Source organism: Bradyrhizobium sp. URHC0002 (assembly GCF_054059515.1).
Genome location: NZ_JBSSCF010000001.1, coordinates 8,710,249 through 8,724,464, shown reverse-complemented (window position 1 = coordinate 8,724,464; position 14,216 = coordinate 8,710,249). Strand labels below are relative to the sequence as shown.

13 protein-coding genes are annotated in these 14,216 nt (G+C 63.3%); 7 read left to right on the top strand and 6 right to left on the bottom strand.

Annotated features, from left to right (window positions below):
* Positions 1 to 8 precede the first annotated feature (8 nt).
* From ACVWVY_RS42035 to ACVWVY_RS42025, 3 genes are read left to right on the top strand one after another with little or no spacing between them, the layout of a single operon-like run.
* Positions 9 to 611: a K(+)-transporting ATPase subunit C gene (locus ACVWVY_RS42035; protein WP_456631894.1), complete on the top strand. Its 603-nt coding sequence runs from the start codon at positions 9 to 11 to the stop codon at positions 609 to 611.
* 41 nt (positions 612 to 652) lie between these two features.
* Complete coding sequence (locus ACVWVY_RS42030) at positions 653 to 3,370, top strand: DUF4118 domain-containing protein (RefSeq protein WP_456631893.1); 2,718 nt, start codon at positions 653 to 655, stop codon at positions 3,368 to 3,370.
* Entirely contained in the window at positions 3,367 to 4,056 is a 690-nt protein-coding gene (locus tag ACVWVY_RS42025) for a response regulator (protein ID WP_456631892.1), read from the top strand. Before ACVWVY_RS42030 ends, ACVWVY_RS42025 begins: the two co-directional genes overlap by 4 nt.
* Before the next feature lie 14 nt (positions 4,057 to 4,070).
* On the opposite strand, the gene ACVWVY_RS42020 is transcribed toward ACVWVY_RS42025, so the two are convergent.
* Positions 4,071 to 4,688: a glutathione S-transferase family protein gene (locus tag ACVWVY_RS42020; RefSeq protein ID WP_456631891.1), complete on the bottom strand. Its 618-nt coding sequence runs from the start codon at positions 4,686 to 4,688 to the stop codon at positions 4,071 to 4,073.
* A gap of 206 nt (positions 4,689 to 4,894) precedes the next feature.
* Here ACVWVY_RS42020 and ACVWVY_RS42015 point away from each other — a divergent pair, with 206 nt between their 5' ends.
* Entirely contained in the window at positions 4,895 to 5,500 is a 606-nt protein-coding gene (locus ACVWVY_RS42015) for a pyridoxamine 5'-phosphate oxidase family protein (RefSeq protein WP_456631890.1), read from the top strand.
* A 49-nt stretch (positions 5,501 to 5,549) separates the two neighbouring features.
* On the opposite strand, the gene ACVWVY_RS42010 is transcribed toward ACVWVY_RS42015, so the two are convergent.
* The 3 genes from ACVWVY_RS42010 to ACVWVY_RS42000 all read right to left on the bottom strand — a co-directional run bounded on the left by ACVWVY_RS42010 (position 5,550) and on the right by ACVWVY_RS42000 (position 9,202).
* Positions 5,550 to 6,164, bottom strand: coding sequence for a GDYXXLXY domain-containing protein (locus ACVWVY_RS42010; RefSeq protein WP_456631889.1), 615 nt, complete (start codon positions 6,162 to 6,164; stop codon positions 5,550 to 5,552).
* Positions 6,161 to 7,423 (bottom strand): DUF2157 domain-containing protein, encoded by a 1,263-nt coding sequence (locus ACVWVY_RS42005; protein ID WP_456631888.1) that lies wholly within the window; start codon positions 7,421 to 7,423, stop codon positions 6,161 to 6,163. Before ACVWVY_RS42005 ends, ACVWVY_RS42010 begins: the two co-directional genes overlap by 4 nt.
* Positions 7,424 to 7,594: 171 nt before the next feature.
* Positions 7,595 to 9,202, bottom strand: coding sequence for an AMP-binding protein (locus ACVWVY_RS42000; RefSeq protein ID WP_456631887.1), 1,608 nt, complete (start codon positions 9,200 to 9,202; stop codon positions 7,595 to 7,597).
* Positions 9,203 to 9,359: 157 nt separating this feature from the next.
* On the opposite strand from ACVWVY_RS42000, the gene ACVWVY_RS41995 reads away from it, so the two are divergent.
* Positions 9,360 to 9,590 (top strand): DUF6496 domain-containing protein, encoded by a 231-nt coding sequence (locus tag ACVWVY_RS41995; protein ID WP_456631886.1) that lies wholly within the window; start codon positions 9,360 to 9,362, stop codon positions 9,588 to 9,590.
* Positions 9,591 to 9,713: 123 nt separating this feature from the next.
* Here the strand turns inward: ACVWVY_RS41995 and ku are convergent, their stop codons facing one another.
* Positions 9,714 to 10,598 carry a non-homologous end joining protein Ku gene (gene ku / locus ACVWVY_RS41990; protein ID WP_456631885.1) on the bottom strand — a complete coding sequence of 295 codons (885 nt, stop codon included), beginning with the start codon at positions 10,596 to 10,598 and terminating at the stop codon, positions 9,714 to 9,716.
* Between the two features lie 98 nt (positions 10,599 to 10,696).
* On the opposite strand from ku, the gene ligD reads away from it, so the two are divergent.
* On the top strand, positions 10,697 to 13,348 hold the full coding sequence (ligD, locus tag ACVWVY_RS41985; RefSeq protein ID WP_456631884.1) for a DNA ligase D: 2,652 nt from the start codon (positions 10,697 to 10,699) through the stop codon (positions 13,346 to 13,348).
* Between the two features lie 154 nt (positions 13,349 to 13,502).
* Here ligD and ACVWVY_RS41980 read toward each other — a convergent pair whose 3' ends face one another.
* Entirely contained in the window at positions 13,503 to 13,667 is a 165-nt protein-coding gene (locus ACVWVY_RS41980; protein ID WP_082649702.1) for a DUF3309 family protein, read from the bottom strand.
* A gap of 166 nt (positions 13,668 to 13,833) precedes the next feature.
* On the opposite strand from ACVWVY_RS41980, the gene ACVWVY_RS41975 reads away from it, so the two are divergent.
* The gene (locus tag ACVWVY_RS41975) at positions 13,834 to 14,145 is read left to right on the top strand and encodes a polyhydroxyalkanoic acid system family protein (RefSeq protein ID WP_456631883.1); all 312 of its coding nucleotides are present in this window, start codon (positions 13,834 to 13,836) and stop codon (positions 14,143 to 14,145) included.
* Positions 14,146 to 14,216 lie beyond the last annotated feature (71 nt).

The following is a 14,216-nucleotide window of genomic DNA, read 5'->3' as shown; positions in this document are numbered from 1 at the left end:
GACACAAAATGCTCAGAGAAATCCGCCCCGCCGTCCTCATCCTGCTCCTGCTCACCGCGATCACGGGCCTTGCCTATCCGCTCGCCATGACCGCGATCGCCGGCGTGATCTTTCCGAAACAGGCGCAGGGCAGCCTGATCGAGAAGGACGGCAAGGTGATCGGCTCCGCGCTGATCGGGCAGGAGTTCAAGACCGATAAATATTTCCACGGCCGCCCGTCCGCGACCACGGCGCCGGACCCGGCCGATGCAACCAAGACGGTCTCCGTCCCCTATAACGCCGCCAATTCCGGGGGCTCGAATCTCGGGCCGACCAGCAAGGCGCTGGCCGACCGGATCAAGGAAGACGTCGAGAAACTGAAGGCCGAAAATCCTTCCGTGCCCGTGCCGGTCGACCTCGTCACCACCTCCGGCAGCGGGCTCGATCCCGACATCTCGCCGGAGGGCGCGCTTTTCCAGGTGCCGCGGGTGGCAAAGGCCCGCAACCTGCCGGAAGCCCGCGTCCGCGAACTGGTCGTGGAGCATACGCAGCGCCGCATGGCTGGATTGCTCGGCGAGCCCAGCGTTAACGTATTGGCGTTGAATCTGGCATTGGACGCGGCCTCGAAATGAGACCCGCTAGGCCGGCCGAGGGGTGAGGACTATATTGCCGCATGGTTCAAACCCGCCGCGACCCTGAACAGCGTCCCTCGCCGGAAGCCCTGCTCGAAGCGGCCCGGCGTGAGGACAGCCGCGCGGGCCGGCTCAAGATTTTCGTCGGCGCTGCTCCCGGCGTCGGCAAGACCTACGAGATGTTGCAGAGCGCCCACGCCAGGATGAAGGCCGGCGCCGACGTCGTCGTTGGCGTGGTCGAGACCCACGGCCGGGGGGAAACCGAAGCGCTGCTGAAGGGTCTCGAAGTGCTGCCGCGCAAGCGGCTCACCTACAAGGAGCAGACGCTCGAGGAGATGGACCTCGACGCGCTGATCGCGCGGCGGCCGCAAATTGCGCTGGTCGACGAACTCGCCCATACCAACGCGCCGGGCAGCCGTCATCCCAAGCGCTATCTCGACGTCGAGGAATTGCTGTCCCAAGGCATCGACGTCTATACGGCGGTCAATATCCAGCACATCGAAAGCCTCAACGATGTGGTCGCGCAGATCACGCATGTGCGGGTGCGCGAGACCGTGCCGGACAGCGTGTTCGATCGCGCCGACGCTATCGAACTGATCGACCTCACGCCCGACGACCTGATCCAGCGCCTGAAGGAGGGCAAGGTCTATGTCCCCAAGCAGGCCGAGCGCGCGCTGGAGCATTATTTCTCGCCAGGCAACCTGACCGCGCTGCGCGAACTGGCGCTGCGGCGCACCGCCGAACGGGTCGACGAGCAGCTGCTCACCCACATGCAGGCCAACGCCATCGCCGGTCCCTGGGCCGCGGGCGAGCGCATCCTGGTCTGCGTCAGCGAGGACCCGCGCGCGGCAGGCCTGGTGCGCTACACCAAGCGTCTGGCAGACCGGCTGCATGCGCCGTGGACAGCGATCAGCATCGAGACGCGGCGAAGCCTGCAACTGAGCGACGAGCAGCGCGACCGGCTGACCGACACCATGCGGCTCGCGGAAGCGCTCGGGGCTGAGGCGCTGACGATCCCCGGCGTCGGCCGCCGTATCGCCGACGACGTCATCCATTTTGCGCATGCCAACAACGTCACCCAGATCATCATCGGCAAGTCGACGCGCCCCTGGTGGTTCGAACTGACCCGCGGTTCTGTCGTGCACGATCTGGTGCGGCGTGCCGGCAACATCAGCGTGCACGTGATCGCCGGCGACGAACAAGGCGTGGCGAAGGCGGCGGTGCAGACTGCGGTGCGGCAGGAGCCGTTCGAAGCGCGACCCTATCTGATGGCGCTGCTGTTCGTCGCGATCGGTCTTGGCGCCGCCATGCTGATCCAGCCCTTGTTCGGCGGTATCGAGAACGTCGACCTGGTATTTCTCACCGCCGTGGTCGGCGTTGCCGCCCGTTACGGGCTGTTGCCGTCGCTGCTGGCGAGCGTCACGGCGTCGCTAAGCTATAATTTCTTCTTCCTGCCGCCAGTCTATAACTTCACCATCACCGAACCGACCAATATCGCGGCGTTCTTCTTCTTCATGCTGATTGCGATTCTGGTTTCCAATGTCGCGGCGCGGGTGCGCTCGCAGGCCGATACCGCGATCGGCCGGGTACGTACCACTGAATCGCTCTATGCCTTCAGCCGCAAGCTGGCCGGCACCGCGACGCTGGACGACGTGCTGTGGGCAACCGCTTACCAGACCGCGTTGATGCTGAAGGTGCGCGTGGTGCTGCTGCTGCCGGAAGAGGGCGTGTTGACGGTCAAGAGTGGTTATCCACCGGAGGACCAACTCGACCAGGCCGATCTCGCTGCCGCCAACTGGGCCTGGAGCAACGATCGTCCGGCCGGGCGCGGCTCGGACACGCTGCCGGGGGCAAAACGGTTGTTCCTGCCGATGCGGACCGGGCGCGGCGCGATCGGCGTCATCGGCATCGACGACGACCGGACGGGCCCCTTGCTGACGCCGGACCAGCGCCGCCTGCTGGATGCGCTGGTCGATCAGGGCGCGCTCGCGATCGAGCGGGTGCTGTTGGTCGAGGACATGGACCGGGTCAAGCGCACCGTGGAATCCGACCGGCTGCGCGGTGCGCTCCTGACCTCGATCTCGCACGATTTGAAGACACCGCTGGCCTCCGTGCTCGGCGCCGCCTCTACTCTGCGCGATCTCGGCGCCGCCCTCAACGACGCCCAGAAGAACGAATTGCTCGCCACCATGATCGAGGAATCCGAGCGGCTCAACCGCTTCATCGCCAACCTGCTCGACATGACCAAGCTCGAATCCGGGGCGATCGTCCCGAACACCGCGCGGCACGATGTCGGCGAGATCGTCGGCAGCGCGCTGCGGCGCGCGGGCAAGATCCTCGTGCATCACAAGGTGTCGCTGGAGCTCGGCCCAAATCTGCCGATGCTGGAGCTCGATGCCGTGCTCTTCGAACAGGTGCTGTTCAACCTGCTCGACAATGCCGCTAAATACGCGCCGTCAGGCACCACGATTTCGATCCGGGGAACGCGCGACCAGGGAAAGGTCTCGCTGCAGATCCTCGACGAGGGCAACGGCATTCCGCCGGAAGAGCTGGAGAGCGTGTTCGACAAGTTCTATCGCGCACAGAAGGGCGATCACGTCCGCCCCGGCACCGGTCTTGGACTTGCAATTTCCCGCGGTTTCGTCGAGGCCATGCACGGTACGATCTCGGCCGCCAATCGTAGCGACCGCAGCGGAGCGGTGATATCAATCCGGTTGCCGGTACCGGCTGAAAACAATGCGTTGGATACCGCCGCATGAACGCCACCCCGATCAAGGTTCTTGTCATCGACGACGAGCCACCGATCCGAAAACTGTTGCGGATGGGGTTGAGCACGCAGGGCTATGACATCCTCGAAGCGTCCAACGGCAAGATCGCGCTGGAGAAGCTGGCCGAGGGGCCGGCGCTGATCATCCTCGATCTGGGCCTGCCCGATATCCAGGGCCATGAACTGCTGCGCATGATCCGCGGCCGCAACGAAAGCGTGCCGATCGTGGTGCTGTCGAGTCGGGGCGACGAGGCCGGTAAGGTGCAGGCGCTCGACCTCGGCGCCGACGATTATTTGACAAAGCCGTTCGGCATGGATGAATTGCTGGCGCGGATGCGCGCCGCGCTGCGCCACCAGTTGCAGGTGCAGGGCGAGCGGCCGGTGTTTCGATCAGGCGATCTCTCCGTCGATCTGGTGCGCCGCATCGTCAAGACCGGCGAGCGCGAGGTGAAGCTTTCGCCGAAGGAATATGAACTGCTGCGCGTGCTGGTGCAGCACGCCGGCAAGGTGCTGACCCATCGCTTTCTCTTGAAGGAGCTCTGGGACGAACTGACGGATGCGCAATATCTGCGCGTCTATGTCCGCCAGCTCCGGCAGAAGATCGAAGCCGATCCGGAGCGGCCGCAATTCGTGCTGACCGAGACCGGGATCGGCTACCGGTTGCGCGCGCCGGACTGATCAGGGCGCAGCAGTCATTTGCGGCGAGCTTGATCGCGCAAGCGCACATAGGCGGGTCGGGCCAGGCAGGCGTCTAGCCATCGTGCCAGCTCCGGGTAGGCCGACAAGTCCATTCGTGCCATTTTTCCCCACATGAGGATGCCCGCGACGTTGAGGTCGGCGACCGTAAAGCTGTTCCCCGCCAAATAGCCGCGTGCGGCCAGGGCGTCGTTGAGCACGCCCATGGGCTTCTTCAGCAGCAATTCGTTCCGCTCTGTCACGGACGGATCGCGCGCAAATTCCGCCAGCAATGCGCGGTGCTCCAGAAAATTGAGCAGCAGGTGCTCAATCTCCAATACCGCCCAGAAGCTCCACTGCGCGGCGAGGCCCAGCACTTCCGGGGTGGCGCAATGCATCGGGCCGTCATACTTTTGCGCGAGATAGAGATTGATCGCCATCGATTCCCACAGCACCAAATCGCCATCGACCAAAGTCGGAATTCGTGCATTTGGATTCAATCGCAGATATTCTGTGGTCTGCAGATCGTCTGCACGCGTGGTTTTTTCCACTAGCTGATACGGCCTCCCGACTTCCTCGAGCATCCATAGACACCGCATCGCGCGCGATCTCGGATTTCCATAGAGCTGCAGCATCGGTGTGCTCCCGGGCCAATGGCGTGGCAGGAGAATCTACATGCTTTCAATTGCATCCGATAGCTTGCCACAGCGATCGGTATCATGGTCTGCTGCGCGGATCGGGTTGGCGTATACGGTGTGACGGCAAAAGTGGTATGCTTCGTCGCGGGATGTGACCCAGGCTGACCTCGTACGCGCCATAGACTTGAGGAGGGTGTACGGCCATGGCTGAGAGCGTCATGTATCACGAAGGCAATCGGAAACTGCAGGATAAGTTCGACAGCCGGCGGATTTCGGATCGGCTGGAAGAGAAGCTGACGCGCAGGGAATTCAATGATGACGACAAGAAGTTCATCGAAAGCCTGCCGTATTTCTTCCTGGCGACGGCGGACTCCAAGGGCCGGCCCGATTGCTCGTTCAAGGGCGGCGCGCCGGGCTTTGTGCGGATCACGGGGCCGTCCGAGATCGCATTTCCCGACTATGACGGCAATGGCATGTTCAAGAGTCTCGGGAACGTGCTCGTCAATGCCGATGTCGGCTTGCTGTTCATCGCCATGCACGGCAAGCCGCGGCGTTTGCGGATCAACGGCAGCGCCAGTGTGAGCGACAGCGATCCACTGCTTTCGGAGACCGTCGGCGCCCAGCTGATCGTTCGCGTGGCCGCGCGCGCGATCTTTCCGAACTGCCCGCGCTATATCCCGACGATGAGTTCGATCGAGCCGTCGATGTATGTACCCAGCGCCGGACAGGACGCGCCGGAGCCGGCGTGGAAGGGCTTTGCGGATTTCAAGGACTGCATCCATCCACGGCAGCCGACATTCAAGGGGTGAGCACGGCAACCATTCGCGAAATCGCTTCGTCGCGGATGCGGGAGCTGGACTAGAACCACGGCTCCTCATAGACCGGTTTGCCGTCGATCAGCAGACGCTTGATGGCAGCGCGCCCTGATGGGAGGACTGCCGCGACGACCGAGAGCTTGCCCTGGTTGCGGACGTCTTCGAGCTTGCGACCTTCACCCTCGGGAACGAAATAGCTTTCGAGGTTGTAGCGGACCGTCAGGTTGGCACAGAAGACATCTGGCGTTGAACCGCAGGAGGCCCCATAAGTGACCCGGCCGCGGATCAGCACCTCGGGACTTGCGACTGCGACCGGGCCGCCATGGACCGAAAGAGCCTGGTAGACACCGTCGCGATTGGGCGCGAGCTTGACATACACCAGCGGATTGCGGTCGCCGGACGGCTGGCCAGCAAGCGAACCCGCCGACAGTTGCGTAATGTCGTAGCCGAGGACGACATAGTCGCCACGCAGGAAGTCTCTGGGGTCGACTGGACGGGTCTGCAAGGTCACTTCCACGCCGTCACGGAGCACCTGGACGCGGTCGATGATCATCACGGCCAGCAGCGCGATCTGAATCAGGGCGGCAACGCCGAACAGCACGAATTTGGGAATGCGCGCCAGGCGTTCGCCCCAGGATGTGGGTGATATCGCCGTCATTCGCGGCTCCTCGGCATCAAGCGATTGAGCACGAATGCCAGCACCACGGCAACGATGCCGGCCGTCGCGAGGAATATCGAGCGCTTGAGCAGCGATCCCTTCACCGCCCAGGTGATGGCCGCAATGACACAAGCAATGCCGAGCCAGCCGGCGACGATCCGCGGCCGGGCAGCATCCAGCATGCCGGAAACGACAAGGCAGAGCATGGCGCAGAGCAAGGCCGCATAGGCAAGCCACGGCTCACCCGATTGCTGGGGCGTCCACAACGCCATGGCCACAAGGACGAGCCCGATGGCTGCCGCAGCGAAGGCCGTGCCGGCCCGGCGCGTCGTTGCGGCGGTAGCAACGGCAAGGATCACGCCCGCGATGCCGCACGAGATCGCCCAGAGCGGTTGGTCCGCGATTCCCATGGACTCGCGGAAGCCCGCGTTGGCGAGCGTCGCTCCCACGATTGCAACGCCGGTAAGCGAAAAGGCGCCGTAGGAAGACAGGGCGGAGCCTGCCTGAGCCACACGCTGCCATGGCGAAGCGACAAGCGCGAGGGCGCTACCGAACAGCAAGGCCGCGCCGCTGGCGAGCACGAACACCGGCCGGAAATCAGAATGGGACTGAAACGCAGACGCGATCCACCACGGAAGGGCGGCGACCGCGACGAGATGGGCCGCCACGCGCGAGTTCCAAGCCAGCGCGAGGCCGCCCGCCGCAAGCCAGAACACCGCGAATGCAACATGCGGGCCGTCAGATTCGAAGGTACGCATCCAGCTCCAGATGATGGCGGCGGCCAGCGCCACCGCCAGCGCCCCGCGCGAGGCGGTCAACGCCGCCGCCGCGAGCGCGCCGATAGCCCACAGCAGCATACCGCCGGCAAAGTCGCCGCCGAGATGATACATCTGGCCGACCAGCGCGATCTCCGCACCAAAGATGAGGGCACCAACGGCGGCACAGAGATCGGCGAGGACCGGTTGACCTGACCGGGCGAACCAGCCGCCGAGGCCGTAGGCCGTGACGATGCCGGCAAACAGCATGGCGAGGCGCGAGAGGCGTGCGATTTCGATCCAATGGGCCGCGACGAACGCCAGGAACGCTGCGGCGATCAACAGGCCGCCGACGATCGCCACCACGACCGCAATGTTGATGCCGGGAGAAAGCGGGGGAAGGGCGGTGCGGATGGCAGTGACAGCCGCAGGCGCGATCACGCCATCGGCTTCCCATCGCGCAAGATCAGCTTCGAGGCGCTGCCGATAGGTCCGGTCAAACATCCTGGTGGCCTAGCGGCTCATGCATTGGGCGATGGCATCGCAGCGGCCCGCGACGGTTCGGCGCCACGGCGCGCATTTCGAGACACAGTTCAGATGCTGCATGATTCCCCCGCCGGACCAGCCTACCATCGTCGCGGTTGCATTGGAACGGCGCTCGCCCTTTCCCGCGGCCTAGATCGCCGTCATCTCACCTTTGGTCCAGGCTTCCCGCAGCTTGAATTTCTGGATCTTGCCTGACCCGGTCAGCGGGAACGCGTCCACGACGAACCAGTGTTTGGGCGTCTTGTGCGGGGCGAGCGAGGCACGCATGTAGTCGATCAGTTCTTCCTTTTCGATTGTTGCACCCGGCGCCGGGCGGATGAAGGCTGCTACCTCTTCACCCCACCTCTCGTGGGGGACGCCGATCACGGCGACTTCGCCGACCTTGGGATGCTTGAACAGGAGCTCCTCCAACTCGCGCGGATAGATGTTTTCACCGCCGCGGATGATCATGTCCTTGAGCCGGCCTTCCACCGTGCAATAGCCGCGCGCGTCCATCGCGCAGAGATCGCCGGTATGCAGCCAGCCGTCGGCATCGATTGCAGCCGATGTCGCATCAGGCATTTCGAAGTAACCGAGCATCACGTGATAGCCGCGGGTGCAGAACTCGCCGATCGTGCCCACCGGAACGGTCTCGCCGGTGTTGGGGTCGATGATCTTGTTTTCCATATTGGGAAGCGGCAGGCCGATCGTGTTGGCCTTGTCCTCGACGCTGTCGGTGGTGCGGGTCTGCGCCGCGACCGGGGAGCATTCGGTCTGGCCAAAAACAATTGTAAAGGGCGCGCCGAGCTTTTCCTCCAATAGCCGCACCAGCGCGGCCGGCACGGTGGAGCCGCCTGAGCAGATCGCCTTGACGGACGAAAGATCGGTGGTCGGGAATGTCGCGTGTTCCAGCATCGCAACCAGCATGGTGGGAACGCCGAGCATCGCATTGCCGCGGTAAGTCCCGAGCATCTCCAGCACCAGTCCGGGCTCGAACGCCTCGACCAGCACCGTGGTCGCGACCTTCGATACCGCGCCGATCATGCAGCAGACGCAGCCGCCGGTGTGAAACAGCGGCATCGGGGTGACGAAGACATCGCCGGGATCGACGCCCATCCGGTCGGCGGTGTCGGCGCCGTTGTTGAGCAGTCCGCGATGGCGGAGCAGGGCGCCCTTCGGAAAGCCTGTTGTGCCCGAGGTGTACTGGATCATGACGGGATCGTCGGGACTGACGCCCGGCAGTTTGATGGTCTCGTCGTCACCTGCGGCGATGAAGGCATCCCAGTCGTCGAAGCAGATGATTTCGCGCAGTTCGGGGCAATTCGGCGCCACCGCCTGCACCGTCTCCAGCATCGGGTTGCCGCGGAAACCGCTGACGACGAAGATGCCGGCCGAGCGCGACTGCTTCAGCACATATTCGACTTCCCGGGCGCGAAACGCCGGGTTCACGGTGACGAGGACCATGCCCGCCATGCCGGCGCCGAATTCGAGCATCACCCATTCCGGGATGTTCTGCGCCCAGACGGCAATGCGCTCGCCCGGCTTGAAGCGCGACAGCAGCGCGCGGGCAGTGCGCTGGGCTTCGCGATAAAGCTGCGCGTAGGTCCATTGACGGCGCAGTTTTGGGTCGGGAACGCCTGCAATCAGGGCCAGACGATCGGGCGCTGCTTCAGCCGCCTTGCGCAGGAGATCGCCGAACGTCATCTCCCGCACCGCAGGCGAGGTGGGTCCCGCGACATGAGATTGCGTCAATGCCATCAAATCCTCCCCGGTCTTGTGGGGACGGCGCCGCTCTTGTCGCCGGCCTTTCAGGTGTCTCCCCAAGGGCCAAAATGCCTGCCGTCTCCGGTCAATGCAAGCAGATCCGGAACCTCGCCCGATGAAAGGAATTGATTTTGGGCAACGGAGAAACGCCATGGCACGCAAATATTCAAAGAAAGCATCAGCCGACGTCGAGCGCGCAATGAAAAAGCGCAAGGCTGGCACGCTGAAGAGCGGCCGCTCGGGCAGGAAGGTCAAGAGCCGCAAACAGGCGATTGCGATCGGACTGTCGGAGGCGAGGGCGAAGGGCAAGAAGGTGCCGAAGAAGGCTGCGAAGAAGCGGAAGGCTTCGAAGAAGAAGACAGCGAAGAAGTCGAAGCGGTAGGGTCGCCACCGTCATTGCCTGCGACAAACGCGAAGCGTTTGCGCAAGGGAGCAAAGCGACGAAGCAATCCAGAATCCCGGTGGCACTCTGGATTGCTTCGCTTCGCTCGCAATGACGGTGGTGTTACCCCGCCTTGCGGTGCCTCGCCGCCGAGCGGTGCGCTTTCTTCGCCGCCCGCCGTGTCGGTGTCCGCCGGGAAGCCGGGGCAGTTGCGCGCCGCTTCGCCGCAGATTTGCCCTTCAGGCTGGCTTTGAGCGCATCCATCAGGTTGACCACGTTGTCCGGCTTTTCCTCGCGCTCGGCGACCTTGATCGTCTTGCCAGACGCCTTGCGCCGGACCAGTGCCTTGAGCGCGTCCTCGTATTCGTCCTTGAACTTCGAGGGATCGAAATGCGCTGCCTTGGTCTGCAGGATGTGACCCGCGAGTTCGACCATGTCCTTGGTGATCTTCGGGCTCTTGATGTCCTCGAAGAAGTCATCCTCGTCGCGCAGCTCGTAGGGATAGCGCAGCGTGGTGCCGAGCAGGCCTTTGCCAAGCGGCTCGATCGCCACGACGTGCTCGCGGTTGGTCAGCACGATGCGTGCCAGCGCGACCCGCTCCTCATCCTTCATGGCGTCGCGGATTACGGCGAAGGCGTCGACGGCGGCCTTGCCGTCGGGGGCGACGTAATAGGGATTGTTGTAAAAGCGCTTGTCGATTTCGTCTCGCGGCACAAAACTGTCGATCTCGATGGTGTGATTGCTCTCGATCTGGACGGCTTCGAGCTCCTCCTTCTCGATCTCGACATACTGGCCCTTTTTCAGCTCATAGCCGCGGCCTTTCTGCTCGCTCTCGACGACGTCGCCGGTCTCGGCGTCGATCATCTGCTGCTTGAGCCGGTTGCCGGTCTCCTTGTTGATCATGTGAAAGCGGGTCGTCTCGACCGATGTCGAGGCCGGATACAGCACCACCGGGCATGACACCAGGGAGAGTTTTAGCGAGCCTTTCCAGTAGGCGCGGGGGGCCATTGCGATCTCCGGCATGGTTGGGTTTGGGAACTTCAACGGCTAGTATGGGTTTTCGTTCCGGGTATTGCCGCGGGGCGCGGTGGATCGAGGTTTTGACCGTGGCGTTGAAGAAACTCAGCACGTACCGAAAGAAGCGCGATTTCGGCAAGACGGCCGAGCCTGCCGGCGACGTCAAGGTCGCGCCTGCGAAGCAGCGGCGGTTTGTGATCCAGAAGCATGACGCAACGCGCCTGCATTACGATCTGCGGCTGGAGTTCGACGGCGTCTTCAAATCCTGGGCGGTCACCAAGGGGCCCTCGCTCGATCCGCATGACAAGCGGCTGGCGGTTGAGGTTGAGGACCACCCGCTCGATTACGGCGATTTCGAAGGGACCATTCCCGAAGACCAGTATGGCGGTGGCACCGTCATGCTGTGGGATCGCGGCACCTGGGAATCCGATGATCCCGAGCGTGGCTTCAAGAAGGGCGACCTGAAATTCACCCTGCATGGCGACAAGCTGCACGGCAGCTGGGTGCTGGTGCGGATGAAGGGCGACCGCTACGGCGGCAAGCGCACCAACTGGCTCCTGATCAAGCACCGCGACGAATACGCCAAAGAGGGCGAGGACATCCTGGAAGAGGATCGCTCCGTGGCCTCGGGACGCGCGATGACGCAGATCGCACAAGGCAAGGGCAAGGCGCCAAAGCCGTTCATGCTGGTCAAGAAAACAGAAGCCGATGCGGTCTGGCAATCCAACCGGGGCGACGCGGCCGAGGCGCGGACCTTGCGGAAGACGGCCGCATTGCGGGCTACCCCGGAAACGAAAACGCGGGCGCCGGCGCCAATCGCAAAACCGAAGAAGGTCGCGGCGATGCCAAATTTCGTGGCGCCGCAACTCTGCACGGTGGTCGAGCGACCGCCCGGCGGTGACGGATGGTGCCATGAGATCAAGTTCGACGGCTACCGCGTACAATTGCGGGTCGAGGACGGAGAAGCCGCGCTCTACACCCGCAAGGGGCTCGACTGGACCGACAAATTCAAGGCGATCGCGAAGGAAGCAACGTCGCTTCCCGACGTGCTGATCGATGGCGAGATCGTTGCGCTCGACCATAACGGCACGCCGAACTTTTCGAGCCTGCAGGCAGCGTTGTCGGACGGCGACAGCGAGGGCCTGATCTTCTATGCGTTCGACCTGCTGTTCGCCGGTGGCGAAGATTTCCGCAGCCTGCCGCTCGGCGAGCGCAAGGCGCGGCTGAAGAAATTGCTGGAAGAGCGCAAGGGCAGGCAAAAGCAGATCCGCTATGTCGACCATTTCGAAAGCGGCGGCGACGCCATCCTGCAATCGGCCTGCAAGCTGGAACTGGAAGGCATCGTCTCCAAGAAGCTGGATGCGCCCTATCGCTCCGGCCGTTCGGAGAGCTGGACCAAGGCGAAATGCCGCGCCGGACACGAGGTGGTGCTGGGCGGCTGGAAGACCACCAACGGCAAATTCCGCTCGCTGATGGCCGGCGTCTATCGTGGCGACCATCTCGCCTTTGTCGGTATGGTCGGCACCGGTTTTGGACAGGACAAGGTCCGTCGCATCATGCCGGCGCTGAAAGCGGCGGCGTCCGACAAGAGCCCGTTCGGCGGCAAGAATGCACCGAAGAAAACCCGTGACGTGCACTGGCTGAAGCCCGAACTGGTCGCCGAGATAGAATTCGCGGGCTTTACGGCGGACGGAAATATCCGCCAGGCCGCGTTCAAGGCCCTGCGGCAGGACAAGCCGCCCAAGGAAGTGGAGGCGGAGATGCCATCCAAGGCGGACGTCGCGCAGCCCAGGCCGGGCAAGGCGGTGGCGGTGCGCTCAAAGCCCGCTGCGAAGAAGGCGGCCGAGGTCATGGGCGTCGCGATCTCAAAACCCGACAAGGAGCTGTGGCCCGACGGCGGCGACGGCGAAGGCGTCACCAAGCTCGACCTTGCGCAATATTTCGAGGCGATCGGCGAATGGATGATGGACCATCTCAAGGGCCGTCCATGCTCGATCGTTCGCGCGCCTGACGGCATTCACGGCGAAAAATTCTTCCAGCGCCACGCCATGCAGGGCGCGTCCAACCTGTTCGAATTGGCCAAGGTCTCGGGCGACCGCAAACCCTATTTGCAGATCGACCGGGTGGAGGGGCTGGCGGCGGTGGCGCAGATCGGCGGGCTGGAACTGCATCCCTGGAATTGCGCGCCTGACGACTACGATACGCCGGGGCGGCTGGTGTTCGATCTCGATCCTGCGCCGAATGTCGAATTCTCGGATGTGATCGAAGCGGCAAAAGACATGCGCCAGCGGCTGACCGCCGTCGGCCTCGAAAGTTTCTGCAAGACGACCGGCGGCAAAGGGCTGCACGTGGTGACACCGCTGCTCCACGGCGCGCGGGAGAAGGTTTCGTGGAAGGAGGCCAAGGCATTTGCGCAAGGCGTCTGCCAGTGGATGGCGAATGATGATCCCGAGCGGTATCTGCTCAACATGTCGAAGAAGCTGCGCAAGGGAAAAATCTTCCTCGATTATCTGCGCAACGACCGGATGTCGACCGCCGTCGCCGTGCTGTCGCCGCGGGCGCGCGAGGGCGCCACCGTCTCGATGCCGCTAACCTGGCCGCAGGTGCGCGGTGATCTCGATCCGACGAAGTACACGGTCCGCACCGTGCCGTCGCTGCTGGCCAAGACCAAGGCGTGGGTCGGCTACGATGACGCGGCAGCGTCGATCAAGCCGGCGATGAAGAAGTTGGGGGGGAAGTAGGGTGGGCAAAGCGAAGCGTGCCCACCATTTTTGATCGCGCAAGAAAAGGTGGGCACGGCTGCGCCTTTGCCCACCCTACGATCTACTGCCCGAAGACGTAGATGGCCGGGACAAGCCCGGCCATGACGCGACGAATACGTTTCAGATAGGCCGTTCAAAGCTTCCCGAGCAGCAACAGGATCAGCAGGATCACGATCACAAGCCCAAGCCCGCCACCGCCGTAGTATCCGGTGCCATAGAAAGGTCCGCCGCCGACGCCGCTGAATCCGCCCAGCAGGGCGATGATGAGAATGATGAGAATGATGGTGCCGATTGACATGAGTCTCTCCTCAGCCCGGTAGGGCCGTTGCGTTTGTTCTGCCCTGAGACGGTAATAACAAACCGGAATCTCCAAAGTTCCATATTGCGCCGCGATAATCCGCGCGCCTCTTCTTTTCGAACGGCGTGCAATTACATGCAGTTGAATGAGAGAGGGATTTTTTGCGATGACCAAACCGCTGGTAGTTTCCATCCCGCATAGCCTCGGACGCGACGAAGCCATGCGCCGCCTGAAGGCCGGGCTGTCGCGCGCCGCTTCCAGCGTGCCGGTGCTGAGCGTCGATGAGGAGCGATGGGAAGACAACCGCATGATTTTTCGCGTGCGTGCGCTAGGCCAGGCGGCGGCCGGCCATGTCGATGTCGCCGAGGATCACGTGCAGGTGGAAGTCGTACTGCCGTGGCTGTTGCAGCGCTTTGCTGAAGCGGCCCAAGCCGCGATTCAGAACCGCGGCAAGCTGTTGCTGACCAAGAAAAGCTGAGGTTGCGCCATAGCGTTTTCAAGCGAAGTGGACGCCGGTTCGCGTCAAGAAAACGCGTCAAAACATGAATC

Excerpts from the sequence above, each read along its gene's own strand:
- ACVWVY_RS42035 (WP_456631894.1), top strand. The coding sequence starts at position 9 with ATGCTCAGAGAAATCCGCCCCGCCGTCCTCATCCTGCTCCTGCTCACC.
- ACVWVY_RS42030 (WP_456631893.1), top strand. The coding sequence starts at position 653 with ATGGTTCAAACCCGCCGCGACCCTGAACAGCGTCCCTCGCCGGAAGCC.
- ACVWVY_RS42025 (WP_456631892.1), top strand. The coding sequence starts at position 3,367 with ATGAACGCCACCCCGATCAAGGTTCTTGTCATCGACGACGAGCCACCG.
- ACVWVY_RS42020 (WP_456631891.1), bottom strand. The coding sequence starts at position 4,688 with ATGCTGCAGCTCTATGGAAATCCGAGATCGCGCGCGATGCGGTGTCTA.
- ACVWVY_RS42015 (WP_456631890.1), top strand. The coding sequence starts at position 4,895 with ATGGCTGAGAGCGTCATGTATCACGAAGGCAATCGGAAACTGCAGGAT.
- ACVWVY_RS42010 (WP_456631889.1), bottom strand. The coding sequence starts at position 6,164 with ATGACGGCGATATCACCCACATCCTGGGGCGAACGCCTGGCGCGCATT.
- ACVWVY_RS42005 (WP_456631888.1), bottom strand. The coding sequence starts at position 7,423 with ATGTTTGACCGGACCTATCGGCAGCGCCTCGAAGCTGATCTTGCGCGA.
- ACVWVY_RS42000 (WP_456631887.1), bottom strand. The coding sequence starts at position 9,202 with ATGGCATTGACGCAATCTCATGTCGCGGGACCCACCTCGCCTGCGGTG.
- ACVWVY_RS41995 (WP_456631886.1), top strand. The coding sequence starts at position 9,360 with ATGGCACGCAAATATTCAAAGAAAGCATCAGCCGACGTCGAGCGCGCA.
- ku (WP_456631885.1), bottom strand. The coding sequence starts at position 10,598 with ATGGCCCCCCGCGCCTACTGGAAAGGCTCGCTAAAACTCTCCCTGGTG.
- ACVWVY_RS41980 (WP_082649702.1), bottom strand. The coding sequence starts at position 13,667 with ATGTCAATCGGCACCATCATTCTCATCATTCTCATCATCGCCCTGCTG.
- ACVWVY_RS41975 (WP_456631883.1), top strand. The coding sequence starts at position 13,834 with ATGACCAAACCGCTGGTAGTTTCCATCCCGCATAGCCTCGGACGCGAC.